This is a genomic window from Microbacterium lacus, assembly GCF_039531105.1.
Classification (GTDB): Bacteria; Actinomycetota; Actinomycetes; order Actinomycetales; family Microbacteriaceae; genus Microbacterium; species Microbacterium lacus.
Genome location: NZ_BAAAPK010000001.1, coordinates 1,231,564 through 1,257,856, shown reverse-complemented (window position 1 = coordinate 1,257,856; position 26,293 = coordinate 1,231,564). Strand labels below are relative to the sequence as shown.

Here is a 26,293-nt window from a genome sequence, read left to right as displayed (position 1 = left end):
CGGAAAAAGTCGCCCGCTCCTGCATCCGGCCTCGGCCCCCGCGGGGAAGAACCTAGCGTGTCGGGTGAAACGCACCCGCTGTCAGAAGGGAAAGTCCAATGAAGCGCATTCTCGCCATCGGAGCCATCTCCGCCCTCTCGGTCTTCGGCTTCGCCGGTGCCGCGAACGCCGCACCGAACGCCAACGCCTGCTTCGGCGGCATCCACAAGGCCATCAACACCGAGAGCCTCCTCGGACTCGACAACGTCGGCCAGGCGGTCAAGCTGCTCGGCGGTCCGGGCAAGAACGAGGTTGCCCGGGCAGCGTGCGGCGAGTGATCGCCTGACACGCTCAAGATGATCCCGAGCGACTCGGAGATTGGGGTCTCCGAGTCGCTTCGTCTGTTCCCGGGCTTCTCCTCCTCGCGGCGCCGACGGGCGTAACACGACGGCACCCGGTCCCGGCGGACGAGAGAATGAGACGCATGGACTGGCAGACCTCGGAGGACACGGTGCCGAGCGCGCCCGTGACCGAGGCCGACGCCCGCCTGCTTCTGGGCCGCCCGCCCGCGACCGGCGCGTGGCGCGACGGCGATCCGATCGGCGATCGCCGCTTCGCGAGCTTCGGCGCCTTCCGCACCGAGGGCGGCCAGGAGCTCCCCGGCTATCGGCTCGCGTACGAGAGCTGGGGCGAGCTCTCCCCCGCGCGCGACAACGCGGTGCTCGTGCTGCACGCACTCACCGGCGACAGCCATGTGCGCGGCACGGCCGGACCGGGGCACCCCACCGACGGCTGGTGGGAGGACATCGTGGGACCCGGCGCCCCGATCGACACCGATCGCTGGTTCGTGATCGCCCCGAACATGCTCGGCGGGTGCCAGGGATCGACGGGGCCCTCGAGCATCGCACCGAACGGATACGAGTGGGCGTCGCGCTTCCCGTACCTGACGGTGCGCGACCAAGTGCACGCGCAGGTCCGGCTCGCCGACGCCCTCGGCATCGAACGGTGGGCCGGCGTGATCGGCGGGTCCATGGGCGGAATGCACGCACTGGAGTGGGCGGTCGGCCAGCCCGACCGGGTCGCGCGGGTCGGCATCCTGTCCGCACCGCCGGTGAACACGGCCGACCAGATCGCCCTGAACTCGGTGCAACTGGAGGCGATTCACATCGACCCGCGCTTCCAGGGGGGCGAGTACTACGACTCCGGCGACGGCGACGGACCCCACCGCGGGCTCGCGCTCGCGCGGCGTATGGCGCTGCTGAACTACCGCTCGCCGACCGAGCTGAACCAGCGCTTCCAGAGGTCATGGCAGTCGGGAGTGAGCCCGCTCGGCCACGGCGGGCGATTCGCGGTCGCGTCGTACCTCGACTTCCACGGCAACCGCTTCACCCGGCGCTTCGACGCGAACAGCTACATCACGCTCGTCGAGGCGATGAACTCCCACGACATCGGACGCGATCGCGGCGGGGTGGAGGACGCCCTCGCCCGCGTGACCGCGACCACGCTCGTGTTGGGCATCGACAGCGATCGGCTGTTCCCGGTGGAGGGTCAGCACCGCATCGCTCGCGGAATCCGCAGCACGATCGACGACGGCGCCGTCGTGCTCTCGAGCGATTTCGGCCACGACGGCTTCCTGATCGAGACACCTGCCGTCGGCCGACACCTGCGCCGGCTCCTGGACGCGCCGGCCGCCTGAGTTCACGGGGTCCGCGTGTAGACCCACGGCAGTCGCGAAAGGTCGAGGCGGTGACGGGATGCCGCGCCCACGGCCGATGACCGGTCATCCTCGTAGTCCGCATCGCCTTGCCACAGCAGCATCGGGCCACCGGCGCCCTCTCGAGCGACCGTCGCGTACCGCTTCAGGCCGCTGATCCGCGCCGTCTCGAGGATCGCCTGGACATCCGCGTGTCCGGCCAGATCGTCCAGCGTCACGAACGTGGGCGGGTACAGCGTCAGCTCGCCGCGGGCGTGGCGAGCGAGGACGTCCGCCGGCCGCGTCCATTCCACGGCGTCGACCTCCTGCGGCTCCGGCGCCAGCTCACCGCCGGGGTCCGACCCGAGGAAGAACCACGTGCGGATCCGCAGCGCGATCCCCGGCGGCGGGTCCCAGCACGACAGGGGAACCAGCCCACCGGCGTCGAGTTCGAGCCCGGTCTCCTCACGCGTCTCACGCAGCGCTGCCGCGCGCGCGGCCGCCTCCTCGATGGCCGGGTCGCCGTCTGCGGCGTCGAGCCTGCCACCCGGGAAGACCCATGCACCGCCGAACGAGCCGCGGTCGGGCCGTCGGATCATGAGCACCTCCGGCCCGGCATCGCCCTCGCGCAGCAGGACGACCGTCGCCGCGACCGGCACGTCCGGATCGGAGAAATCGGCGGCCGTGCGCGGTCGCGATCGCCCGGCGGCATCGGCGATGACCCGGAGCGCGCGCAGCGCCGCGTCGTCGTCAGCCACGCGGCATCCGCATGTCCGACAGCGCGAGCGGGTGCAGCGGCTCGGTGACCCACCGCGCGGCGAAGAGATCCTCGGATGCCGCGCACACGATGCGGAGCCGGTGAGGGGTCTGGACGAAGACGAGATCGAACGCGAGTTCGCCCGACTTCTGCTCCCCGCCTGCAGCCGCGACGACATCCGCGTCGTGCCACGCACCGACCCCCGCGTGCACCGTGATCTCCTCGCCCGCTTGATGGATCGAGAGCGCCGTCGAGCCCGGTCCCGGCGTCACTCGCACTTCGGTGATGCTCGGCACCGCGTTCTGCGGCCCCGGCGCGAAGGTGCGCTGCGGAGACGTCACCGGACCGCCGGGAGGGGACGGCAGGGCGGCGGCGGCCAACCGATCCCGCAGCCGGCACTCGGCATCCGGCGTCGTCGTCGCTCGGTCGATCGCCGGAAGCAAGTGCTCCCACACCGCGTCGAGGACCGCTTGCATGTCCTCGCTCTGTCCCGTCATCGCGAGCACCACATCGGCCTCCGGGAGCACGACGCAGAACTGCCCGTACGCGCCGTCGCCACGATAGCCGTGCCGGGCCATCCAGAACTGGAAGCCGTAGCCCTGACGCCAGTCCGGGTTGGGCTCGTCGGGATTCTCGATGTGCGCGCGCGTGGCCTCGTCCACCCACGCCTGCGGCAGCAGCTGCTCCCCCTCCCAGCGCCCACGTTGGAGGTACAACTGCCCGAGCCCCGCGACGGCGTCGGTCGTGGCGTGCAGACCGCTGAAGCCCAGCTCGAGGCCGCGCGGGTCGGTGAGCCAGCCGACCTCCCCGATGCCGAGCGGATCGAGAAGCCGCGGACGCAGGTACTCGGTGAGCGGCATGCCGGCGGCCTTCTGGATGATGGCGGCGACCGAGAACGTGCACGGCTGGTTGTAGGCGAACACCGAGCCCGGCTCTCGGTCGGGCGGGATCATCAGAAACCCTCGGACCAGGTCGTCGGGGTCGATCGCGCGGGCGGCGTCGATCGTATCGGAGAGGTGCCCGCTGGCCATCGCGGCGACGTGCCGCACCCGGATCCGCCGGGCGCGGGGATCGGTGACCTCGGCGTCGAGATCCGGGAAGTGCGAGAGGACGGTGTCGTCGAGGCTGACGAGGCCCTCCGCGACGGCCAGACCCAGCGCGGTCGAGGTGAAGCTCTTGCTCAGCGAGTAGAGCAGGTGCGGCCGGTCCGGCGAGTAGGGCGCCCACCAGCCCTCCGCGACGACGTGACCATGACGGAGCAGCATGAGGCTGTGCGTCTCGACTCCGGGCGCGCGCTCGAGCGCGTCGAGCAGATCAAGGATGCCGACCGCATCGATCCCGTGGGCGGACGGCGTGCTGCGCGGCAGGATCGAGGTCACTCCGGAATGCTAACCGGCGCCGGACGAGCTCAGACCGCGACGGTTCGACGCACGCGTTCCAGGCGCAGGCTGACGAGCGCGATCACCAGGCCGGCGAGAGCGAGCGCGACGCCGACCCAGGCCGGCGCGATGTAGCCGAAGCCGGCCGCGATCACCGCGCCGCCGAGGAACGCGCCCAGTGCGTTGCCGATGTTGAGCGCCGAATGGTTCAGAGCGGCGGCGATCGACTGGTTGTCGCCCGCGACGTCCATCAGACGGGTCTGGATCGTGGGGCTCAGCACGGACGAGACGAATCCCGTCGCGAAGACGAAGAACCCGAGGGCGAGGATCCACTGCGCGGTCAGTGCGAGGAGGACCAGGACCAGAGCCAGCCCGATCAGCCCGCCCACGAGGGTGCGCTTGAGGTCGATGTCGGCGAGATGCCCGCCGACGAGGTTGCCGAGGGTCATGCCGAGACCCATCAGCACGAGGACGATCGGGACGACCCAGGCCGGCGACCCGGCGATCTGCGTCACGAGCGGGGCGACGTAGCTGTAGATCGCGAAGAAGCCGCCGAACCCGATCGCTCCGATGCCGAGGGCGAGCCACACCTGCACCGTGCGGAAGACGCCGAGTTCGGAACGGAGCGTGCGGCCGGGTTCGCCCGGGTGCGGGGGGACGAACAGGGCGATGAGCACCGTCGCGGCGGCGAAGATCCCCGCGACGAGCATGAAGGCGACGCGCCAGCCTGCGAGCTGGCCCAGGAACGTGCCGAGCGGCACGCCGATGACGTTCGCGAGGGTGAGCCCGGTGAGGACGAAAGCGACGCCCTTCGCCCGGTTGCCGGGGCCGAGCACGTCGGCGGCGACGAGCGCGCCGATTCCGAAATATGCGCCGTGCGGGAGGCCCGCCAGGAAGCGCGAGGCGGCGATGAGTTCGAAGGTCGGGAGCACGATCGTGAGCGCGTTGAACACCGTGAGCGCAAGGGCGAGCGCCACCATCACCCGGTGCCGCGGGAAGCGGGCCACCGAACCGGCGATCAGTGGAGCGCCCACGACGACTCCGAGGGCGTAGAGGGTGATCAGCCAGCCGGCCTGTGCGATCGCGTCGGCCTGGTCGGCGGTCCACGCGGGCGTGAGGACGTCGGCCGCGATGTCCGGCAGAAGGCCCATCACGACGAATTCGGTCATGCCGATGCCGAAGCTGCCGACGGCGAGGGAGAGGAGCGCCCACTTCGCCGCACCCCTCGGAGAGTTCGAGGGAGTCACCCGGTCATGGTAGCCGGGCGGACGCAGGGAGTCGAATCGATTCGAGAGGGCGAGATGTGCGACTCAGATCCCGTCGTCGAGCGCGCGCTCCAGACGCGCGACCTTGCCGTCGATCTCGCCGGTCCATCCGGGCCGGATGTCCGCCTTGAGCACGAGAGAGACCCGCGAGCCGAACGGCAGCACGGCCTCGGTGGCGGCCTTGACCACGGCGAAGACCTCGTCCCACTCCCCCTCGATCTCGGTGAACATCGAGCTCGTGCGATTCGGCAGGCCGGAGGCGCGCACGACCCGCACGGCCGCCGCGACGGCATCGTGCACCGACCCGTCCGGCGCGTCGGTGGCGGCATCCGCCGGGGCGCCGCTCGGAGCGACGGAGAAGGCGACGATCACATGGACCTCCGGGTTGTTCAGGCGTCCAGTGCGCGGACGGACAGGCGGGCGGAGCGGACAGCGGGAACGCGCACGCGTGCGAGGATCACGACCGCCCAGACGAGCAGCACCACCAGCAGCAGGTTGCGCAGGGTCAGCAGGACGGCCGGAAGGACCTGGGCGTTCAAGAGCTCGTTGTACAGCAGCGGGTAGACGACCTGAGTGACCGCAGCGATCACGAGGCCCACCAGCGCCGGTCGCCGCCACCGATCACGATCGATCACGAGGCCCACCACGAGCGGCGCGATGAACCAGGTCATGTACTGGGGCGAACCGACCTTGTTGAACACGATGAACGCGAGCACGAGCGCGAGCGCGAGGGGCGAGAACAGCCGCACGAAGCCGGCTCCCCGCTGCGCTTTGTACAGCCCGAGCCCGGCGATCGCGAGAACGGCGATCACCAGGAGCGGCGTCATCGCCGCCGAAACGGCCTGCTCGGCCGGGCCCATCACCTGGAACGTCAGGATGTCGCGGGCGTAGTAGATGTACGAGCCGGGGATGCCGAGCACGGCGCGCCAGAGGTACCACGCGCTCACCGGCGCCTCCAGCTGCAGACCGCGCCCCGTCTGATCGGTGACGAAGCCGAACGCGTACGGCAGACCGCCCGCGGCGACCACCGCACCGAGCGTGAGCGCCGAGACCAGGACCGCCCCGCCGATGATCGCGAGCCGCCGGCGGACGGCGATGAGCGCGGCGGCCAGGAGCGCGGCGGGCCACACCTTGATCCAGGTGCCCACCGCGAGCAGGATCGAGCCGAGCAGCGGGCGGCCGACGAGCCACAGACATCCGGTGATCGCGAGCGGCACCGTGATGCCGTCGAGCCGGTACATCCCCACCGGGCCGAGGAGCGCGATGAAGGCCAGCCAGAACCAGGCGGCCAAGACCCTGCCGCGGGAGCGCGCCGACCCCACCAGCAGCGCGAAGGCGAGCGCGTCGCACACCGTGACGAGGATCGCCCAGGCGACCTCGTAGCCGGCGATCCACGCGAGGGCATGAGCGAGCAGCATCGGGATGAGGGCGAGCTGCGGATAGACCCACGCCTCGGTGATCCCGACGATCCCCCGCCCCTGAAGGGCCACCGTCGACCACGGCTCGTAGACGTTGTAGACGTCGCCCATCGGCTGGTTCGGCTGCGTGAAGCCGAGAACGGCGACCAGGACGTGGACCGCGAGGAACGCGATCCACAGCATCGCGCGTCTGGACACGCGACGATTCTACGGTCGCCGCGTCAGGACGACGTCTCGGCCACCGCGTACGGAAGCGCCTCGGCGACATCGAGCGCCGTGATCGGACCGCCCGCAGGCCCGAGACGGCCGGCGGCGAGGCTCGCTGCGCGACCGTGCAGCCAGACCCCCGTCGCCGCGGCCGCGGCCGGTGTCGTGCCCGGTTCCGCCCCGGCGATCACGGCGCCGATCGCGCCGGCGAGCACATCGCCCGTGCCGGCCGTCGCGAGCCACGGCGTGCCCACCTGGACGGAGCGCACCCAGCCATCCGGCGCGGCCACGATCGTGACCGCGCCCTTGAGCACGACCGCCGCGCCGAGCGCCGCCGCCGTCTGCAGAGCGGATGCCGCTCGCTCGGCATCCGTCCGGCCCTTCTCCGGCCCGAATCCGAGCCGCGCCCGCAGGCGCGCGTGCTCCCGGTCGTGCGGGGTGATCACCCGCGGGGCACGAGACGGTCCGACGAGGTCCAAGGCACCCGCATCGACGACGACCGGCTCCGCACCCGCCAGGATCTCCGCGAGCGCCTCCGTCTCGGCATCCGATCTGTCACCCGCGTCGGTTCCCGAGCCGATGAGCCACGCCTGCACGCGACCGGCCGCGGCCACCGTCTCGGGGCGACGCTGCAGCACGAGCGCGGTCGGCCGGTCGGGGCCGAGATATCGGACCATGCCGATCCCGGTGCGCCACGCTGCCTCCACGCCGAGGACCGCGGCTCCCGGATAGCGCTCGGAGCCGGTGCGGACGCCGAGGACCCCGCGGGAATACTTGTCGTCCTCGTCGGTTGGCCTTCGCAGGACGCGCGCGGCGTCCGCCCTCGTCCACGGTGCGGGCCTGTCCTGTCCGAGCATGGCGTCACCCTACCCTCGGGAGTCGATCGATGAGCATCCTGTTCTCACCCCTGACCATCGGGCCCGTCACGGCGCGCAACCGACTCTGGGTCGCGCCGATGTGCCAGTACAGCGCGATCGACGGCGTGCCGCAGGAGTGGCACCACACGCACCTCGCGCAGTTCGCGTCCGGCGGCGCCGGAATCGTGATCGCCGAGGCGACGGCCGTATCCCCCGAGGGCCGGATCTCGCCCGAGGACGTCGGATTGTGGAACGACGCCCAGCGCGACGCATGGGCCCCGATCGCGACGGCGATCCGCGCGCGTGGCGCCCTCGCCGGCATCCAGCTGAGTCACGCCGGCCGCAAGGCCTCGACCTGGTCGCCGTTCTCGGGGCACCGCGGTTCGGTGCCCGAGACCGAGGGCGGGTGGCCGACCCTCGCGCCGTCGGCGATCGCGTTCGGCCGGTATGCCGAGCCGGCGGCGATGGATGCCGAGCAGATCGATCGGGTCGTCTCCGACTTCGCCGCCGCCGCCGCACGTGCCGTCGAGGCCGGCTTCGAGGTGATCGAGGTCCACGCCGCTCACGGATACCTGCTGCACCAGTTCCTCTCCCCGCTGTCGAACGTGCGCGACGACGAGTACGGCGGGTCGCTGCAGAACCGGGCACGCCTGCTGCTGCGCGTGGTCGACGCGGTTCGGGATGCCGCGCCCGGCGTCGCGCTGCTGGTGAGGTTCTCGGCATCCGACTGGGCGCAGGGCGGCTGGGACGTTCCCGAGACGACCGAGGTCGCGGGCTGGGCGGCCGAGCACGGCGCGCATTTCTCCGACATCTCCAGCGGCGGACTCGCCGCGCACCAGGAGGTCGTGATCGGACCCGGTTATCAGGTGCCCTTCGCGTCCGCCGTGCGGGCCGGTGCCGGCGTGCCGGTCGGCGCCGTGGGCCTGATCACCTCGGGCACGCAGGCCGAAGAGATCCTGCAGGCCGGGGACGCCGACGCGGTCCTGGCCGCGCGCGAGTGGCTGCGCGACCCGCACTTCGCCCTGCGCGCGTCGACCGAACTGGGCGAACAGATCGACTACTGGCCCGCCCAGTACCTCCGCGCCCGCCCCTGAATCTCCGCGCTCACGCGCGGCGGCGCGTCGATGGCTCTGCGCTCATGCGCGGCGGCGCGTCGCGTCCTGCACTTCGCCGATGAGCTCCTCGATGATGTCCTCGAGGAACAGCACGCCGGTGGTCCGCCCCTCCGTGTCCCGCACGCGCGCGAGGTGGCGCCCCGCGCGTCGCATGAGCGCGAGCGCGTCCTCGAGGTCGGTCGTCTCGAGCACGGGAACCATCTGGTGGATGCGCTTGCTCGGAATCGACCGCGCCACGTCCTCCGGCGCGTCCGGCCCCTCCGCCGCACGCAGGATGTCCTTCAAGTGGACGTACCCGACCGGCGACTGCTCGGCATCCACGATCACGTACCGCGAGAAGCCGTACCGCGCGACCGCCTTCTCGATCGTCGCCGGGGTGACCGTCTCGGGCAGGGTCACGAGCTGGCTGAGCGGCACCGCGATGTCGCTCGCCTTCTTGTCGGTGAACTCCAGCGCCGCCGACACCGTTCCGGCCGAGTCGTCGAGGATGCCCTCGATGCGCGACTGGTTCACGATCGTGGTGACCTCCTCGAGCGTGAAGGTCGACGCGGCCTCGTCCTTCGGCTCGACGCGGAACAGCCGAACGATGTGGTTGGCGATCCAGTTGAGCGACACGATCACCGGGTGGAACAGCCGGGAGACCCAGACGAGCGGGGTCGCGAGCATCAGCACGGCACGGTCCGGCACGGAGAACGCGAGGTTCTTCGGCACCATCTCACCGAAGACGACGTGCAGGTACGACACGAGCAGGAGAGCGACGACGAACGCGATGACGTCGACGGTGCCCTCGGCGAGCCCGGTGAGTCCGAGCGGCTCCGCGAGCAGGTGGTGGATCGCCGGCTCCGAGACGTTCAGGATCAGCAGCGAGCAGATCGTGATGCCCAGCTGGCTCGTCGCGAGCATGAGCGTGGCGTGCTCCATCGCGTACAGCGCGGTCTTCGCGGCGCGCGAACCCTTCTCGGCAAGCGGTTCGATCTGCGAACGGCGCGCCGAGATGACGGCGAACTCCGCGCCGACGAAGAACGCGTTGAACGCCAGCAGCACGAACAGCCACGCGATGCCTGCCCAGTCGCTCATGAGCGCTCACCCGCCTCGGCCGCCTCGCGCTGGTCCGCGGTCGGGGTGTGCGTGAAGCGGACGCGGTCGATGCGCCGGCCGTCCATGCGCTGCACGTCCAGCGTCCCGTCCTCCACCTCGACCCGGTCGCCGACGACCGGGATGCGCTCGAGCACGCTCATGATGTAGCCGCCCACGGTGTCGTACACGTCGCCTTCGGGAATGCGGATGCCGGTGCGATCGAGCACCTCATCGGGTCGGAGATCGCCGGGGAAGGTGACCGACGTGTCGGTGCGCACGATGCCCGCGCGGCGGCGGTCGTGCTCGTCGAGCACTTCGCCCACGATCTCCTCCACGAGGTCCTCGAGGGTGACGACGCCGGCGGTGCCGCCGTACTCGTCCACGACGATCGCCATCTGGTAACCGCGGGCACGGAGCTCGGCGACGAGGGTGTCCAGGTGCACGGCTTCGGGCACGCGCAGCGGTTCCGTCGCGAGCGCCGCGGCGGGGACGTCGGCCCGGCGCCCGCGCGGGACGCCGACGGCGGCCTTCAGGTGCACGATGCCGGTGATGTCGTCCATCGACTCGTCATACACGGGGAACCGGCTGTGGCCGGTGCGGCGGGCGAGCTGGATCACGTCGTCGGCGGAATCCTCGACGGAGAGCGCGTGGATGCTGGGCCGCGGCGTCATCACGTCGGCGGCGCTCAGCCGGGCGAACGTGAGGCTGCGGTTCAGCAGAGTGGCCGTGTCCTCCTCGAGCACGCCGGCCGAAGCCGACCGGCGGACGAGGCTCGACAGCTCCTCGGCGGTGCGTGCGCCCGAGAGCTCCTCCTTCGGCTCGATCCCGATCATCCGCAGCACGCCGTTCGCGCTGCCGTTGAGGACGACGATCGCGGGACGGAACACCGTCGTGAACGCGACCTGGAAGGGCATGACGAGCTTGGCGGTCTGCCGCGGGATCGCGAGTGCGAAGTTCTTCGGCACGAGCTCGCCGAGGATCATCGACAGCACGGTCGCGATCGTGATCGCGATGATCACCGCGAGCGGCGAGACGAGGCTCGGGGGCATGCCCCATGCGGTGAACACGGGTCGGAGCAGGTTCGAGATCGCCGGCTCCATCGCATAACCGGTCAGGAGCGTGGTCAGAGTGATGCCGAGCTGCGCGCTGGAGAGGTGCGTCGAGGTGATGCGCAGAGCGCTGATCGTCAGCGAGAGACGCGATTCACCGGCATCCCGTCGCGCTTCCAGATCGGCGCGATCGAGGTTGACCAGCGCGAACTCGCTGGCGACGAAGAGACCGGTGCCGACCGTGAGCAGGAGCCCCACGCCGAGCATGACGTAATCCATCACGCATCACCCCCTTCTCGGGAGGCGCGGCAGTGGGGCGAGCGTCTACTGGGGGGGTCGTCCATCGTGCCGCCCAGTCTACGGCAGGCACTCCCCGTCGACGCCCGCGATTCCGATTCGCACGTTGGCTACACCGAACTGCGATGGCCCTATGAAACCTCAGCCGCCATCGCAGAGATGTGGCGCCGAACGGGGATCCGACCATGGCGGCTCGGCGCGGCATCCCCAGCTCCTCCCCAGGTGTCGGGCGAACCGGCGCCATCCACACATGCGTGGATCATGGCACCGCGCAGATCACCGTCGCCGAGGATTCACGGATGACGAACCTTCTCGAGCCCCCGCTGGACCGCGTCTACCGACGGCGCGAGTCGATCGACGGAGTCAACGAACGGCGGCTCGCCCGCCGGATCGAGCGAGGCGAACTCATCCGCGTCGCACCCGGGTCTTTCGTCACGAGCTCGACGTGGTCGGTTCTGAAGCCGATCGATCAGCACGCGCAGCGCGTCTGGGAAGCCGCGAGTCGGACATCGCGCGGCACGGTCTTCTCGCACGCGGCGGCGTGCGCGCTCTGGGGCATCGACATGCTCGGCGACGCCGGCGACCGCGTCGATGTCAGCGTGGAGCGGACGAGCGGCGGACGCACGACCGGCAACCTGCGGCGGCACACCCGGGACATGGCGCGTGTGCAGGTCACAGCCTGGGGCGACCATTGGATAACCACGCCCGGCCAGACGATCCTCGACATGGCGGCGGCACATTCGTTCACCATGGGCGTCGTCGTCGCTGACCGAGCCCTCTGGTCCCGGCGGACAGGCGGCCCACTGCTCAGCCTGGGCGAACTGCGTGCGGGAGCGGATGAGTACCGCGGACGCGGCGAGGTGCGTGCGCGCCGCATGGCGGAATTCGCCTCCGCGGACTCGGACAGTGTGCGCGAGTCGCAGAGCCGGATCGTGATCGATGCGCTGGGTTTCCCGTCACCGGAGCTGCAGCATCCATTCGTCCTGCCCGATGGGCGGATCGTGCGCACCGACTTCTTCTGGCAGGAGTGGGACCACGTGGGCGAGTTCGACGGAGTCGGGAAGTACATCGACGCGGCGATCCTGCGCGGACGAACCCCCGCGCAGGCCCTGATCGAGGAGAAGGATCGCGAGGACGCGCTGCGGCGCATCGTGCGCCGAGTTTCCCGGTGGCGCACTCCCCAGCTGCAACGGCCGGCACAGCTGTGGGACATCCTGACGCGCGCCGGCCTGCCGAGCGTCATGCCCCGCCCGGGGCGTTGAGCGTTCGTCCGCGATCGATGGCGCCAGATGCCTGCGGTGGCCCTACGAAAACTGAATCGCCATCGCAGGAAGGTGTCGCCAATCTGCGGGAGGATGGCGGGCGGGCGGGAGGGAGAGCACTACCAGGAGACCGGGAGCGCCTTGCCCTCCTCGTACCCGGCGGCGGACTGCAGACCGACGCGGGCACGCTCGCGGAACTCGGCGACCGAGGAAGCGCCGGCGTACGTGAACGAGGACCGCACGCCCGAGGTGATCATGTCGAGCAGATCCTCCAGCCCCGGCCGCAGCGGATCCAGATAGATCTTGGACGACGAGATGCCCTCGGCGAACAGCTCCTTGCGGGCGAGCTCGTATGGATCCAGCCGGCCGAACCGGCCGTGCACGGCCTTGGTCGATGCCATGCCCCAGGACTCCTTGTAGGCGCGCCCCGCCTCATCGACCAGGAGCTCGCCCGGAGCCTCGATCGTCCCGGCGAACCACGAGCCGATCATGACGGATGCCGCTCCCGCCGCGAGCGCGAGGGCGACGTCCCGGGGGTAGCGGACGCCCCCGTCGGCCCAGACGTGCGCGCCGAGCACGCGCGCGGCCTCCGCCGTCTCGAGCACGGCGGAGAACTGCGGGCGGCCGACGGCGGTCATCATGCGGGTCGTGCACATCGCGCCCGGACCCACGCCGACCTTGAGGATCGTCGCGCCGGCGCGGACGAGGTCCTGCACGCCGTCGGCGGTCACGATGTTGCCCGCGGCGATCGGGATGCCGAGATCGAGGTCGGCGACGGTGCGCAGCGCCCGGAGCATGCCGTCCTGGTGCCCGTGGGCCGTGTCGACGACGAGCACGTCGACACCGGCGGCGGCCAGCGCCTGCGCCTTCGCCGCCACATCGCCGTTGATGCCGACCGCCGCGGCGACACCCAGGCGCCCCGACCCGTCGACGGCCGGTCGGTACAGCGTCGAGCGCAGCGCGCTGCGGCGCGACAGCGTCCCCACGACGAAGCCGTGGTGCAGGACGCAGACGGTCTCGGCATCCGCGGCGACGAGCAGGTCGAACGCGTGCCGGGCGCTCTCCACGTCGTCGGCGTCGAGGGATGCCGTCCGTCCGCGGACGAGATCTCCCAAGCGCGCGTCCGGCAGCGCCGATCCGAGCCGGATGGCCGGGACGATCCCCTGCACGTCGTCGATGTGCAGGCGCTTGCCTGTGGTGTCGGCGACGACGATGCCGTGGCCCTCGGTGGCGGGCAACAGGCGCGCGGCATCCGCCACGGTCGCATCCCCCGGCAGCACCAGCGGCGTGTCCCAGCGCACCGGCTGGTCCTTCACCCAGCGGATCGCCGCGTCGAGCTCCTGCAGCGGCATGTCCTGCGGCAGCACCCCGAGCCCGCCGCGACGAGCGAGGGTCGCTGCCAGGCGCGCGCCCGTGACGGAGTTCATGTTCGCGGAGACGAGCGGGATCGTCGCCGGCGTGCCGTCGTTCGGCGCCAGGTCGACGTCCAGGCGACTGGTGACGTCGGAGTGCCGCGGCACCAGGAAGACATCGGAGTAGGTCAGATCGACATCGGGCTTCTCGCCGTAGAACTCCATGCTGGCCAGATTAGTGATTCTTTCCGCGGGCATAACGATGCCCGATCCTGCGTATCACAACCGGCTTCGTCCCGGCGGCGCCGGCCACGATGGGGTTAGGCTTGACAGTCGTGCGCGGATGCCGCTGAATCGGGTGCCGCGCGCTCCCACGAACTTCACGAAAGCGGGCGATCGAGCGTGTCGAGCCAGGTCACGGGCGTCGGGGTGTCGAGCGAAGGCGAGTTCGGAGCCAATGAGTGGCTCGTCGAAGAACTCTACGAGCAGTACACGGCCGACAAGAACTCAGTAGACAAGGCCTGGTGGCCGATCCTCGAGGCCTACCGGCCCGCGGACGGGACGCCGGCACCGGATGCCGCTCCCCCCGCGCCGGCGGCATCCACGACGCAGCCGGCAGCGGCCGCCCCGTCGGCCCCGCCCACCCAGACCCGCTCGGAGGGCGCCGCCCCGAGCGACGCCCACCCGGTGACGGCCCCGATCCCTGTCGTCGGAAGTCAGCCGGTCGCCCGGACGACGGCACGTCCCGCGGCCCGCCAGCCGATCCCGGCCCAGGCGCCGACCGCGGCGCCGTCCGCGGGAGCGGCGAACTCGGAAGAAGACAAGGTCACCGTCCTCAAGGGCATGACCAAGACGCTCGCGGTCAACATGGACGAGTCGCTGACCGTCCCGACCGCCACGAGCGTGCGGACGATCCCGGCCAAGCTGATGATCGACAACCGCATCGTGATCAACAACCACATGTCGCGCACCCGCGGCGGCAAGGTGAGTTTCACGCACCTGATCGGGTGGGCGCTCATCCGCGCTCTCAAGGAGTTCCCGAGTCAGAATGTCTTCTACGCCGAGATCGACGGCAAGCCGTCGGTCGTCGCACCCGCGCACATCAACCTCGGCATCGCGATCGACCTGCCCAAGCCGGACGGGACGCGCGCGCTCCTCGTGCCGAGCCTGAAGCGCGCCGACACGCTCACGTTCAACGAGTACCTGGCCTCGTACGAGGACCTCGTCACGCGCGCCCGGAACAACAAGCTCACCGCCGCGGACTTCCAGGGGACGACGATCTCGCTGACCAACCCCGGTGGCATCGGCACGGTCCATTCCGTCCCGCGTCTGATGAAGGGGCAGGGCTGCATCGTCGGTGCCGGTGCCCTGGAGTACCCGGCCGAGTTCCAGGGGGCGAGCGAGAAGACCCTCAACGAGCTCGCGATCGGCAAGACGATCACGCTGACGAGCACGTACGACCACCGCGTCATCCAGGGTGCGGGCTCCGGCGAGTTCCTGAAGAAGGTGCACGAGCTCCTCATCGGCCAGCGCAACTTCTACGAGGACATCTTCGCCGCGCTCCGCATCCCGTACGCCCCGATCCACTGGGGCAGCGACATCAACGTCGACCTCGCCGAGCGCGTGGACAAGACCGCTCGCGTGCAGGAGCTCATCAATTCGTTCCGGGTCCGCGGTCACCTGATGGCCGACATCGATCCGCTCGAGTACGTGCAGCGCACGCACCCCGACCTCGAGATCGAGAACCACGGACTGACGTTCTGGGACCTCGACCGCGAATTCGTCACCGGCGGATTCGGCGGCAAGCGCCAGATGAAGCTCCGTGACATCCTCGGGGTGCTGCGCGACTCCTACTGCCGCACGATCGGCATCGAGTACATGCACATCCAGGACCCGACGCAGCGTCAGTGGTTCCAGGAGAACGTCGAGCTGAAGTACCAGAAGCCCGGCCACGACGAGCAGCTCCGCATCCTCAGCAAGCTCAACGAGGCCGAGGCGTTCGAGACGTTCCTGCAGACGAAGTACGTCGGCCAGAAGCGGTTCAGCCTCGAGGGCGGCGAATCCCTCATCCCGCTCCTGGACGAGATCCTGCAGGGCGCGGCCGAGGCCGGGCTGGACGGTGCCGCGATCGGAATGGCCCACCGCGGTCGTCTGAACGTGCTGACCAACATCGCCGGCAAGACCTACGGACAGGTCTTCCGCGAATTCGAGGGCTCGGTCGCCGTCGGCAGCAAGAGCGGTTCCGGAGACGTGAAGTACCACCTCGGCACCGAGGGCACGTTCGTGGACGACCGCGGCGAAGAGCTGCCGGTCTACCTCGCCGCGAACCCCTCGCACCTCGAGACCGTCGACGGCGTGCTCGAGGGCATCGTCCGCGCCAAGCAGGACCGCAAGCCCATCGGCACGTTCGCCTGGCTCCCGATCCTCGTCCACGGCGACGCGGCGTTCGCAGGGCAGGGCGTGGTCGTCGAGACGCTGCAGATGTCGCAGCTGCGCGGGTACCGCACGGGCGGCACGATCCACGTGGTCGTGAACAACCAGGTGGGCTTCACCACCGTGCCGCAGGACGCGCGCACCTCGGTGTACGCGACGGATGTCGCCAAGACGATCCAGGCGCCGATCTTCCATGTGAACGGCGACGACCCGGAGGCCGTGGTCCGCGTGTCGCAGATCGCGTTCGCGTACCGCCAGCGCTTCCACCGCGACGTCGTGATCGACCTGGTCTGCTACCGCCGACGCGGCCACAACGAGGGGGACGACCCCTCGATGACGCAGCCCCTCATGACGAACCTCATCGAGGCGAAGCGCTCGGTCCGGCGCCTGTACGTCGAGGCGCTCGTCGGTCGCGGCGACATCACCGAAGAGGAGTACGAGCAAGCCAAGCGCGACTTCCAGAACGGCCTGGAGATCGCCTTCGCCGAGACGCACGCGGCAGAGACCGGAACGAATCAGGTCGTCGAGGACACGGCGGTCGAGCAGGCGGTCGGGGCTCCGGAGACGACGGGGGTCTCTCGCGAGATCGTGCACATGATCGGCGACGCGTTCGTGAACAAGCCGGAAGGCTTCACGGTGCACGCCAAGCTCCAGCAGCTCCTCGAGAAGCGGCTGGACATGAGCCGCAACGGCGGAATCGACTGGGGCTTCTCCGAACTCCTCGCGTTCGGCTCACTGCTCGTGGAGGGCACGGCCGTCCGCCTCGCCGGGCAGGACTCCCGCCGCGGCACGTTCGTGCAGCGCCACTCGGTCCTGCACGACCGCGCGAACGGGCAGGAATGGATCCCGCTGACGAACCTCGGCGAGAACCAAGGCCGGTTCTGGGTCTATGACTCGCTGCTGAGCGAGTACGCCGCCCTCGCGTTCGAGTACGGCTACTCGGTCGAGCGCGCAGACGCACTCGTGCTCTGGGAGGCGCAGTTCGGCGACTTCGTCAACGGCGCGCAGTCGGTGCTGGACGAGTTCATCTCCTCGGCCGAGCAGAAATGGGGCCAGCAGTCCAGCGTCGTGCTCCTGCTCCCCCACGGCTACGAGGGCCAGGGACCCGACCACTCGTCGGCGCGCATCGAGCGCTACCTGCAGATGTGCGCGCAGGACAACATGACGGTCGCCCGGCCGTCCACGCCCGCGTCGTACTTCCACCTGCTGCGCCGTCAGGCGTACGCCCGCCCGCGCCGGCCGCTCATCGTCTTCACGCCCAAGGCGATGCTGCGCCTGCGGGGAGCCACGAGCCCGGTCGAGGACTTCCTCGGCGGACGTTTCGAACCGGTGCTGGACGACGACCGGAACCTGGACCGCGCGTCCGTCAAGCGCGTCCTTCTGCACGCCGGCAAGATCCACTGGGATCTGAAGGCGGAATTGGAGAAGAACCCGAACCCGGAGATCGCCCTCGTGCGCCTGGAGCAGTACTACCCGGCACCGATCGAGGAGCTCAACGCGGTCCTGGACACGTATCCGGACGCGGAGCTGTACTGGGTGCAGGACGAGCCCGAGAACCAGGGCGCCTGGCCGTTCATCGCGCTCGAGGTCGTCAAGCACCTGCACGGCCGGACGATCCGTCGGATCTCGCGCGCATCGGCGGCCTCGACGGCGACGGGTTCGCCGAAGGTGCACGCGGTCGAGCAGGCGGCGATCCTGAACAAGGCCCTCACCCTCTGACGTCCGACGACGAGCGGGGCGCCGGATTCCGGTGCCCCGCTCGTCGTGTCAGTACCAGAGGCTGAGGAACGGGGTGTCCACCGACGCGAAGGCCCGATCCATCGCCACCGCCGAGTGCGGCTCCGCAGCGAGGAGGCCTGCCGCGCTCAGCACGGACGCGCGCACGCCCCCGAGGACCAGCGACGACAGGGCGTTCACGCTCAGGGTCACGTCGGGCTCGGCATCCGTCGGACGCACCGTGGGCGCACCCTCACCGTCGATCTCGAGCGTCCAGGTGCCGTCGGCGAAGCCCAGCGGGTCCGTCACCCGCAGCGTGAGCGACGCCGCGCACGCGTACGTGCGCGCGCCCAGCACGGTCGGCACGTCGAGGATCCGAAGCCAGCCGTGCTCGCTCGTGGTGACATGAGCCCCGCGCTGATCGGCGATCATCCAGCGCACCGGCTCGTCCACGCTGCGCAGCGAGGCCTGCACGACGCTCACCAGATCGTGCTCGAGCACGAATCGCCACAGCGCCGCGTACGCATCGGCCGTCTCGCTGAGCAGGTAGTGCACCTGCAGCTCGTGCTTGGTGAAGTCCTCGCCCTCGTCCGCGAGGCGGTAGACCACGAGCCCGCGGGTGGCGCCCGCCGGGTCGGCGTAACGGACGGCGCGGAGCTTCTGGGCATCCTGCTGTCCGGGCACGAGACCCGACATGCGCCGCCACAGCCCCGGCCACGCCTCGATCTCACCGGGGCGCGCGGTGCGGATGCGTCCGTGCAGATCGGCGAGTTCGTCGCGGAGCCGCTCGCGGCTGACGAAATCCAGCCGACCGTCCGGCCGCGGGCCGACCCAGGCGGCCCGGCGCGTGTCGATCCTCCAGTCGGTCGCGTACGTGGCCGGGGAGAATCCGAAGCGGCCGTAGATCGTCGCCTCGGATACGGTGAGCCCGGCGATCGCGAGCCCGGCGTCGGCTGCCGTGCGCAGCTCGCCCTCGAGCATCGCCCGGGCGATGCCCTTCCGCCGATGCGTGGGGGCGACCGTCACACCGCTCACGGCCCACATCGGCAGCGTCCGCCCGCCCGGCAGCGTCACATCGGTCACCCAGGAGTTGACCGTGCCAACCGGCTGCTCGGGGTGCGCCGACGCGGGGTCGTACACCCCGATGAACCGTCGGAAGGAGAGCCCGTCTCGCGCGCCGCCGATCTGCTCGTCCGTCTGCTCGCCGGCGAGGAACCCGCGCATCTCGGCCTGCAGATAGGGATCGAACTCGGCTCGGTCGGCGGTGTCGATCACGCGGTAGTCAAGCCCGTTCGCCGCGACCGCGGCGTGGGCTCGGGAGTCGATGGGGGCGTTCTTCCACAGGGACATCCGCTCACCCTAGCCCGATCCTCAGACACCCGTCAGGAGTCGAGCGCGGCCTCTGCGGCATCCATCGACGCGGCCCGGTCTTCGGCCACCAGACCCAGCCGCGTGCGCCGATCGAGCAGGTCGTCGGCCGTGAGGGCACCCTCGACGAGGACCCCCCAGCGCAGCTCCTGCGCCGTGACCCCGCGAGCGGCGGCAGGCCCGTCGGCGAGCGCGGCGACGAAGGGCGCCTCGGCGCCGTACCGTCGCACCAGGCGCGGCGCGGCCGAGATCTCGGCCGACCGGGCGCGCGGCCACGCGCCCACGAGGGGCAGAGACGCGGTGCGGGATGCCGGCGCCTCACCGCGTGCGAAGCGACGGGCGATCGCCGCATCGACGCCGTCCTGAGCCATCCGGCGGTAGGTGGTGAGCTTGCCCCCGACGACCGTGAGCACGCCGTCCGCCGACTCGAGGATCGCGTGCCGCCGGGACAGGTCGCTCGTCTCGGTGTGCTGCTCGTGTCCGGCCGTCAGCAGCGGCCGGAGCCCGGCGAACGTGCCGACGACGTCGGACCGACGCAGCGGATCGGCGAGGACCGCGTTGACGGTGTCCAGGAGCATGTCGATCTCGGCATCCGTCGCCTGCGGCACGTCCGGAAGAGGCCCATCGGCGGGGACATCGGTCAGCCCGATGTACGTGCGGCCATGCGGGGCGGGCACGGTGAACACGAAACGGCTCCGCGAACCGGCGACGGGTACGGTCAGCGCGGCATCCGCACCCCCCAGCCGCGACGTCTCCACGACGAGGTGCGTGCCGCGGCTCGGTCGCAGGTGCACGTCCGACTGCAGCTCCCCCGCCCACACGCCGCCGGCGTTCAGCACCGCACGCGCGCGGACCGTCACCTCCGTGCCGGTCAGGGCGTCGCGCAGCACCGCGCCGTCACCGTGCACGCGGACAGCCTCGACGCGCGTCAGAACGCGCGCGCCGAACCCCGCGGCCGTGCGGGCGACGGCGATCACGAGCCGCGCGTCGTCGAACAGCTGCCCGTCCCAGCCGCGAACCCCGCCGCGCAGGAGTTCGGACCGTACCGCCGGCGTCAGGCGCAGCACCGTGTCGCGGTCGATCGCGGCCGGGTGCGAGAGCACGGCGTCGGGCGTTCCGACCACGCGGCGCAACCCGTCTCCGAGCGCATATCCGACACCGATGTAGGCGCCGCGCGCGACGTGCCCCGGAGCATACAGCGGCAGCACCTGGGCGAGGGGCCGGGTGAGATGCGGGGCGATGCGCGTCATGAGCAAGTGACGTTCCGCGGCGCTCTCGTGCGCGATCGCGAGCTGCCCCGAAGCGAGGTAGCGCAGCCCGCCGTGGACGAGCTTCGAGCTCCACCGGCTCGTGCCGTGCGCGAGGTCGGCGCGCTCGACGAGCACCGTCCGCAGTCCCCGGCTGGCCGCGTCCAGCGCGATGCCGGCGCCGGTGATCCCCCCGCCGACGACCAGCACGTCGATCTCCGGATCGTCCGCGAGCCACGCGAGGTCACGGGCACGGCGGGCGGCGTTCAGGGCGGTCGGGTGGGCGAAGCGACCCACGATACGCGTCACGGCTCGTCCCCACGCGGAACCAGGTAACCCGTGAGCGCAGCGGCCAGCTCTTCGCGCCACTGCGCCGGGGAGACCCATTCCGCGATCAGCGAAGCCGACTGGACGGCGGACTGGGCGATCAGGAGCACGAACGCCGCGAGTCGATCGGGGTCGCCCGCACGCACGAACCCGTCCGCCTGGCCCGTGCCGATGCGCCGCGCGAGCTCGCGCTGGATCCCGCGCTGACTCGTGCCGAGACGCTCGAACACGTACCGGGCGAACAGCTCGGGATCGGTCGCGCGCAGGCGCTGCACGAGCGGAAGATCGCGGATCCGCTCCGCGGTGCGCACCATGTCGTCCACCAGGTCGGGCAGCGACGCGGCGGTTTCCTCGCGCGGTACCACCGCGAACAGCTCGCGGGTGACGAGCTCGGCCAGGAGACTCTGCACGTCCGGCCAGTACCGGTACAGGGTCTGCCGCGACACCGCGGCGCGACGCGCGATGTCGGATGCCGTCGTGCGCCGGACCCCGTGCGCGAGGAGTTCCGCAAGGGCGGCATCCAGCAGCACCGTTCGGGTGTCCGTCGCCGATTGCGCCATGTGACAACCATACATAATGTGTCATACTGTCGCGATGGATGCGAAGACGCCCCGCGCTCCGACCTCACCCGCGGCCGAACCGATCGCCGTTCCCACTCCGCGTCCGCGCTCCGCGTGGGACGCGTGGGGGGGCACGACGGCGGCCCTGCCGCCGGGCGCGAAGACATTGCTCGCGACGGTCCTCCGCGGCAAGCCGCACCCGATCCCCCGGCGCCCGGCGCCCCGGCTGACCCCCTCCCGCATCGACGAGGATCGCCTGCGCGCGCTGATCGCGATCGTCGGCGAGGAGTACGCGACGCGCGACGACGCCGCCCGCGCCCTCCACCTCGGCGGCAAGAGCACACCGGATCTCCTCGCCCGTCGCCTCGACGACCCCCAGAACGCCCCGGACGCCGTGCTCTCGCCCGCTTCCCACGCCGAGGTGCTCTCCGTGCTCGCCGCATGCGACGCGCACGGCATCGCCGTGGTGCCGTTCGGCGGCGGGACGAGCGTCGTGGGCGGCGTCCAACCCGATTCCGGCGCGCACGACGTCGTCATCGCGCTCGACCTCATCCGCACCGCGGGGCTGCTGTCGCTCGATCGGACCTCGTTCCTGGCGACACTCGGAGCGGGAACGACCGGACCGCAGGCGGAAGAGCTGCTGAACGCCCGCGGCTTCACCCTCGGGCACTTCCCGCAGAGCTTCGAGTACGCCTCGATCGGCGGGTACGCCGCGACCCGCTCGAGCGGGCAGGCCTCCCGTGGATACGGTCGGTTCGACGAGCTCGTCCACGCACTGCGCGTCGCGACACCGGTCGGCGAGCTCGCACTGGGCCGCGCGCCCTCCAGCGCCGCGGGTCCTGATCTGCGCGAGCTCTTCCTCGGCTCCGAAGGTGCTTTCGGCGTCCTGACCGAAGTCACCGTGCGCATCCGCCCGGTGCCGGCCGCCACGACCTACGGAGCGTGGACCTTTCCCGACTTCGCGACCGGAGCCTCGGCGCTGCGCGAGCTCACCCAATCTGGCATCCGCCCCACCGTCCTCCGGCTGAGCGACGAGTCCGAGACGCGCGTGAACGCGCTCATGGGCGGTCATCTGCTGCGCGCCCGCGGGGCGCTGGCCGTCGCGACGTTCGAGGGCCGCGATGCCGACGAAGCCGAGCAGACCCGCCGAAGCACCGATGAGCTGTTGCGTCGCCACGGTGCGATCGCCCGGGGCGAAGATCCCGCCCGGTCGTGGGAGCGCGGCCGCTTCGCCTCACCCGCACTGCGCGACACCCTGCTGGACGTCGGTGTCCTGGCCGAGACGCTCGAGACGGCGACGACATGGGCGAATCTCCCCGTTCTCAAGGCGGCCGTCACGGCGGCGCTCACGGAGACCCTCGCCGGCGACGGCACCAAGCCGATCGTGATGTGCCACATCTCGCACGTGTATCCCGCGGGCGCGTCGCTGTACTTCACCGTGGTCGCGGCGCTCACCGCCGACCCGGTCGGGCAGTGGATACGGGCGAAGGATGCCGCGTCCCGGGCGATCGGGACTGCGGGCGGCACGATCACCCACCATCACGCCGTGGGACGCGATCACCGCGCCCATCTGCCGGCGGAGATCGGCGATCTCGGCGTCGCGGTCCTCCGGTCGGTCAAGGCGACGCTGGATCCGCGCGGCATCATGAATCCGGGGGCGCTCGTCCCGTGAGGATCGCCCTCGTCGTGAACCCGGCCGCCCGCTCCGGAGCGCACACGCACGCGGCGGCGCGGGCGATCTCGCGATTGCGCGAGCTCGGCCACACCGTCACGGAGATCAGCGGCGGAAGCGCCGCGGAATCATCCGCCCTGATCCGGACCGCCGTCCGGCTCGGCACGGATGCGCTCGTCGTCGCGGGCGGGGACGGGACCGTCGCCCTCGCCCTGCCCCATCTGATCGGGACGGACATCCCCCTCGGAATCATTCCGGCGGGGACCGGGAACGACTTCGCGGCGCACCTCGGCATCCCCGAGCTCGACCCCGTGAGGGCCGCCGACGTGATCTCCGCCGGGCGGACGACGCGGATGGACGTCGCGCGCGTCGAACGGGCCGGCGGCGAGGATCGGTTCTACGCGACCGTCCTCGCGAGCGGATTCGATTCGCGCGTGAACGACCGCGCCAACCGCATGCGCTGGCCGCGCGGCGACATGCGCTACAACATCGCCATCCTGATCGAGTTCCTCTTCCTCGCCCCCACGCCCTATGCGATCGAGGTGGACGGCCGGAGGATCGAGGGCCCGTTCGTGATGGCGAGCGTCGGGAACACCCGCTCGTACGGGGGCCGCATCCCGATCTGTCCCGACGCGGACGCCGGCGACGGACTGCTCGATGTGACGGTCGTCCGCCCGGCGGGACGCCTGCGGCTCCTCCGACTGCTCCCGACCGTCTACCGCGGAACCCACGTGCAGCGTCCCGAGGTCGAGACCTACCGAGGGCGTCGCATCCGGCTGGACGCCCCCGGAATCACCGCGTACGCGGACGGCGACCCGATCGGAGCACTGCCGGTGACCGTGGCGGCCGTCCCGGGTGCGCTGAGGGTCTTCGTGCCGGGCGAGTGATGCCGGATCAGTGCGTGGCCTGAACGGCCCGCAGCCGCGCGAGGACCTGATCGCGCAGCTCTTCCGGCGCGGACTCCTTGCACGCACGCGCCACGACCTCGGTAAGCGTTCGCGCGACCAGCGCCTCGTCCTGACAGCCGGGGCAGTTCTCCAAGTGCTCGGCGATGTCCTTCGCCGAGGTCTTGCAGACCTCGTGCCGCAGGTACTCCTCGAGCTCGCGCTGCGCCTTCTCACATCCGCAATCGGTCATTTCCCACTCCCTGTGGCGGCCGCGCTGATCCCGCGCTCGGCCGCATAATCCGCCAGCAGCTCACGAAGCATGCGCCTGCCACGATGCAGGCGGCTCATGACCGTGCCGATCGGTGTCTTCATGATGTCGGCGATCTCCTGGTAGGCGAACCCCTCGACGTCCGCGAGGTACACCGCCAGCCGGAAATCCTCCGGGATCGCCTGGAGGGCGTCCTTGACCACGGACGCCGGCATGTGGTCGATCGCCTCCGCCTCCGCGGACCGGCTGCTGGAGGCCGTCGTCGACTCGGCCCCGCCGAGCTGCCAGTCCTCGAGCTCGTCGATCGTGCCCTGATAGGGCTCGCGCTGCTTCTTGCGATAGATGTTGATGTAGGTGTTGGTCAGGATCCGGTACAGCCACGCCTTGAGGTTCGTCCCCTGTGTGAACGTCGCCCAGGACGCGAACGCCTTCACGAACGTCTCCTGCACCAGATCGGCGGCGTCCGCGGGATTTCGCGTCATGCGCATCGCCGCCGCGTACAGCTGATCCATGAAAGGAAGCGCCTGCACCTCGAACTCGGTGCGGGCCGCGCCCTTGGCTTCTGCCTCGTCGTTCATCGCGTGCCAGTCTACGGCGGCGGCATCCCACCCGACATCGAGCAGATCGACGCTGCTGAGGTCGGGTCGATCGAGGGTCGCGATCATCACACTCCCGTTTCTCCGGCGGCGCTTCTGACGGCGGTCAGCAGCGGTTCAGTAGGGTAGAACCCGATGACAGGCGACCGGTATTCCCATGACCGTGCACCGGCCGCGCCCGATCACTGGCGCGCGCCGAGGGCGACCGGTCCCCTGCGGGCGAGCATCACGGTGCCCGGCTCGAAATCGCTGACCAATCGCGAGCTGATCCTGGCCGCCCTGGCCGACGGACCCAGTCGCCTGACCGCGCCCCTGCACTCCGACGACTCCGTCCGCATGATCGAGGCGCTGCGCGCCCTGGGCGTGGGCGTCGACCCCGAACCCGGCATCGGCCGCTTCGGCGACGACCTGGTCGTCTCGCCGATCTGGCCGCTGCGGGGGTCGAGCGTCGTCGACTGCGGGCAGGCCGGCACCGTGATGCGCTTCATCGCCGGTCTGGCCGGCTTCGCGCAGGGCGAGGTCACCCTCACCGCCCACGAGAGCGCGCTGCACCGTCCGATGGGCACGATGATCAAGGCTCTCCGCGACGTCGGCGTCGACATCGACGACGGCGGGCACTGGTCGCTGCCGTTCGTCGTCCGAGGTCACGGGCACGTGCGCGGTGGCGAAGTGGTGGTGGATGCGAGTGCGTCCAGCCAGTTCGTGTCGGGACTGCTCCTCGCCGCACCTCGATTCGACGTCGGACTGCACCTCATCCATCGCGGGGAGCGCCTGCCGAGCGTTCCGCACATCGACATGACGATCGAGTCGCTCGCCCACCGGGGTGTCCACGTCGAGCGCCCCGCTGCCGGGGAGTGGGTCGTGCCCGCCGGGCCGGTGCGCGCGAAGGACGTCGCGATCGAGCCCGATCTCTCCAACGCGGCCCCGTTCCTGGCCGCGGCCATGATCGCCGGGGGAAGCGTCGGCGTCACGGGCTGGCCCGCGCATTCGACGCAGCCGGGTCACCAGCTCAGCGAGATCCTCACCCTGATGGGCGCGCGAGCGGTGCGTCGCGGCGGTGCCCTCACGGTGACCGGCGGACCGGCGATCGCCGGAGTCGATCTCGACCTCTCCGCCGTCGGCGAGCTCACCCCCACCCTCGTCGCCCTCGCCGCGTTCGCTGACTCCGAGAGCACGTTCTACGGCATCGGACACATCCGCGGGCATGAGACCGACCGCATCGCGGCGCTCGTGGGCAACCTCCGCGCGCTCGGCGGTGAGGCGCACGAGCTGGAAGACGGCATCCGCATCGTCCCCCGTCCCCTGCACGGCGGGATCTGGCCGGCGCACCACGATCACCGTCTGGCGACGACCGGCGCGTTGATCGGCCTCGTCGTGGACGGCGTCGAGGTCGACGACATCGGCACCACCGCGAAGACGATGCCCGAATTCCCTGAGCTGTGGGCGGAGATGCTCGCCGGATCCGACGACGCAGCCCACGCCGAACCCGAACACGACCTTGCGTCCTGAGGC

22 protein-coding genes are annotated in these 26,293 nt (G+C 70.8%); 8 read left to right on the top strand and 14 right to left on the bottom strand.

The window, feature by feature from the left end; all coding sequences use genetic code 11:
• Positions 1-98 precede the first annotated feature (98 nt).
• Positions 99-317 (top strand): hypothetical protein, encoded by a 219-nt coding sequence (locus tag ABD197_RS05830; RefSeq protein WP_344052532.1) that lies wholly within the window; start codon positions 99-101, stop codon positions 315-317.
• Positions 318-463: 146 nt separating this feature from the next.
• Complete coding sequence (metX, locus tag ABD197_RS05825) at positions 464-1,675, top strand: homoserine O-acetyltransferase MetX (RefSeq protein WP_344052531.1); 1,212 nt, start codon at positions 464-466, stop codon at positions 1,673-1,675.
• Positions 1,676-1,677: 2 nt separating this feature from the next.
• Here metX and ABD197_RS05820 read toward each other — a convergent pair whose 3' ends face one another.
• The 6 genes from ABD197_RS05820 to ABD197_RS05795 all read right to left on the bottom strand — a co-directional run bounded on the left by ABD197_RS05820 (position 1,678) and on the right by ABD197_RS05795 (position 7,555).
• Positions 1,678-2,430, bottom strand: coding sequence for an NUDIX domain-containing protein (locus ABD197_RS05820; RefSeq protein WP_344052530.1), 753 nt, complete (start codon positions 2,428-2,430; stop codon positions 1,678-1,680).
• Positions 2,423-3,808: a serine hydrolase domain-containing protein gene (locus ABD197_RS05815; protein ID WP_344052528.1), complete on the bottom strand. Its 1,386-nt coding sequence runs from the start codon at positions 3,806-3,808 to the stop codon at positions 2,423-2,425. Before ABD197_RS05815 ends, ABD197_RS05820 begins: the two co-directional genes overlap by 8 nt.
• Positions 3,809-3,837: 29 nt before the next feature.
• The gene (locus tag ABD197_RS05810) at positions 3,838-5,055 is read right to left on the bottom strand and encodes an MFS transporter (protein ID WP_344052526.1); all 1,218 of its coding nucleotides are present in this window, start codon (positions 5,053-5,055) and stop codon (positions 3,838-3,840) included.
• 63 nt (positions 5,056-5,118) lie between these two features.
• Complete coding sequence (locus ABD197_RS05805; RefSeq protein ID WP_344052524.1) at positions 5,119-5,445, bottom strand: thiamine-binding protein; 327 nt, start codon at positions 5,443-5,445, stop codon at positions 5,119-5,121.
• 17 nt (positions 5,446-5,462) lie between these two features.
• On the bottom strand, positions 5,463-6,689 hold the full coding sequence (locus ABD197_RS05800) for a hypothetical protein (protein ID WP_344052522.1): 1,227 nt from the start codon (positions 6,687-6,689) through the stop codon (positions 5,463-5,465).
• A gap of 23 nt (positions 6,690-6,712) precedes the next feature.
• Entirely contained in the window at positions 6,713-7,555 is an 843-nt protein-coding gene (locus tag ABD197_RS05795; RefSeq protein ID WP_344052519.1) for an ADP-dependent NAD(P)H-hydrate dehydratase, read from the bottom strand.
• A gap of 29 nt (positions 7,556-7,584) precedes the next feature.
• Between ABD197_RS05795 and ABD197_RS05790 the strand changes: the two genes are divergently transcribed.
• The gene (locus tag ABD197_RS05790; protein ID WP_344052518.1) at positions 7,585-8,649 is read left to right on the top strand and encodes an NADH:flavin oxidoreductase/NADH oxidase; all 1,065 of its coding nucleotides are present in this window, start codon (positions 7,585-7,587) and stop codon (positions 8,647-8,649) included.
• 42 nt (positions 8,650-8,691) lie between these two features.
• On the opposite strand, the gene ABD197_RS05785 is transcribed toward ABD197_RS05790, so the two are convergent.
• Entirely contained in the window at positions 8,692-9,747 is a 1,056-nt protein-coding gene (locus tag ABD197_RS05785) for a hemolysin family protein (protein ID WP_344052516.1), read from the bottom strand.
• Positions 9,744-11,075 carry a hemolysin family protein gene (locus tag ABD197_RS05780; protein ID WP_344055800.1) on the bottom strand — a complete coding sequence of 444 codons (1,332 nt, stop codon included), beginning with the start codon at positions 11,073-11,075 and terminating at the stop codon, positions 9,744-9,746. The genes ABD197_RS05785 and ABD197_RS05780 overlap by 4 nt, the downstream gene beginning before the upstream one ends.
• 317 nt (positions 11,076-11,392) lie before the next feature.
• Here ABD197_RS05780 and ABD197_RS05775 point away from each other — a divergent pair, with 317 nt between their 5' ends.
• A complete protein-coding gene (locus ABD197_RS05775; RefSeq protein ID WP_344052514.1) occupies positions 11,393-12,355 on the top strand; it encodes a hypothetical protein in 963 nt (320 codons plus the stop codon).
• Positions 12,356-12,474: 119 nt separating this feature from the next.
• Here ABD197_RS05775 and guaB1 read toward each other — a convergent pair whose 3' ends face one another.
• Complete coding sequence (gene guaB1, locus ABD197_RS05770; protein ID WP_344052512.1) at positions 12,475-13,932, bottom strand: GMP reductase; 1,458 nt, start codon at positions 13,930-13,932, stop codon at positions 12,475-12,477.
• Between the two features lie 177 nt (positions 13,933-14,109).
• On the opposite strand from guaB1, the gene ABD197_RS05765 reads away from it, so the two are divergent.
• Positions 14,110-17,859 carry a multifunctional oxoglutarate decarboxylase/oxoglutarate dehydrogenase thiamine pyrophosphate-binding subunit/dihydrolipoyllysine-residue succinyltransferase subunit gene (locus ABD197_RS05765; RefSeq protein WP_344052510.1) on the top strand — a complete coding sequence of 1,250 codons (3,750 nt, stop codon included), beginning with the start codon at positions 14,110-14,112 and terminating at the stop codon, positions 17,857-17,859.
• A gap of 48 nt (positions 17,860-17,907) precedes the next feature.
• On the opposite strand, the gene ABD197_RS05760 is transcribed toward ABD197_RS05765, so the two are convergent.
• Genes ABD197_RS05760 through ABD197_RS05750 form a run of 3 tightly spaced genes read right to left on the bottom strand, consistent with a single transcriptional unit; the run spans position 17,908 to position 21,358 of the window.
• Positions 17,908-19,206, bottom strand: a complete 1,299-nt coding sequence (locus tag ABD197_RS05760; RefSeq protein WP_344052508.1) for a GNAT family N-acetyltransferase — start codon at positions 19,204-19,206, stop codon at positions 17,908-17,910.
• Between the two features lie 32 nt (positions 19,207-19,238).
• On the bottom strand, positions 19,239-20,780 hold the full coding sequence (locus tag ABD197_RS05755) for a glycerol-3-phosphate dehydrogenase/oxidase (RefSeq protein ID WP_344052506.1): 1,542 nt from the start codon (positions 20,778-20,780) through the stop codon (positions 19,239-19,241).
• Positions 20,777-21,358, bottom strand: coding sequence for a TetR/AcrR family transcriptional regulator (locus tag ABD197_RS05750; protein ID WP_344052504.1), 582 nt, complete (start codon positions 21,356-21,358; stop codon positions 20,777-20,779). The genes ABD197_RS05755 and ABD197_RS05750 overlap by 4 nt, the downstream gene beginning before the upstream one ends.
• Before the next feature lie 34 nt (positions 21,359-21,392).
• On the opposite strand from ABD197_RS05750, the gene ABD197_RS05745 reads away from it, so the two are divergent.
• Entirely contained in the window at positions 21,393-23,030 is a 1,638-nt protein-coding gene (locus ABD197_RS05745; protein ID WP_344052502.1) for an FAD-binding oxidoreductase, read from the top strand.
• On the top strand, positions 23,027-23,917 hold the full coding sequence (locus ABD197_RS05740; RefSeq protein ID WP_344052500.1) for a diacylglycerol kinase: 891 nt from the start codon (positions 23,027-23,029) through the stop codon (positions 23,915-23,917). Before ABD197_RS05745 ends, ABD197_RS05740 begins: the two co-directional genes overlap by 4 nt.
• A 7-nt stretch (positions 23,918-23,924) precedes the next feature.
• Here ABD197_RS05740 and ABD197_RS05735 read toward each other — a convergent pair whose 3' ends face one another.
• Both ABD197_RS05735 and ABD197_RS05730 read right to left on the bottom strand, forming a co-directional pair.
• Positions 23,925-24,167: a zf-HC2 domain-containing protein gene (locus ABD197_RS05735; RefSeq protein ID WP_344052497.1), complete on the bottom strand. Its 243-nt coding sequence runs from the start codon at positions 24,165-24,167 to the stop codon at positions 23,925-23,927.
• Positions 24,164-24,850 (bottom strand): sigma-70 family RNA polymerase sigma factor, encoded by a 687-nt coding sequence (locus tag ABD197_RS05730; RefSeq protein WP_344052495.1) that lies wholly within the window; start codon positions 24,848-24,850, stop codon positions 24,164-24,166. The genes ABD197_RS05735 and ABD197_RS05730 overlap by 4 nt, the downstream gene beginning before the upstream one ends.
• 66 nt (positions 24,851-24,916) lie before the next feature.
• Here ABD197_RS05730 and aroA point away from each other — a divergent pair, with 66 nt between their 5' ends.
• Positions 24,917-26,290 carry a 3-phosphoshikimate 1-carboxyvinyltransferase gene (gene aroA, locus ABD197_RS05725; RefSeq protein ID WP_344052493.1) on the top strand — a complete coding sequence of 458 codons (1,374 nt, stop codon included), beginning with the start codon at positions 24,917-24,919 and terminating at the stop codon, positions 26,288-26,290.
• Positions 26,291-26,293: the final 3 nt, after the last annotated feature.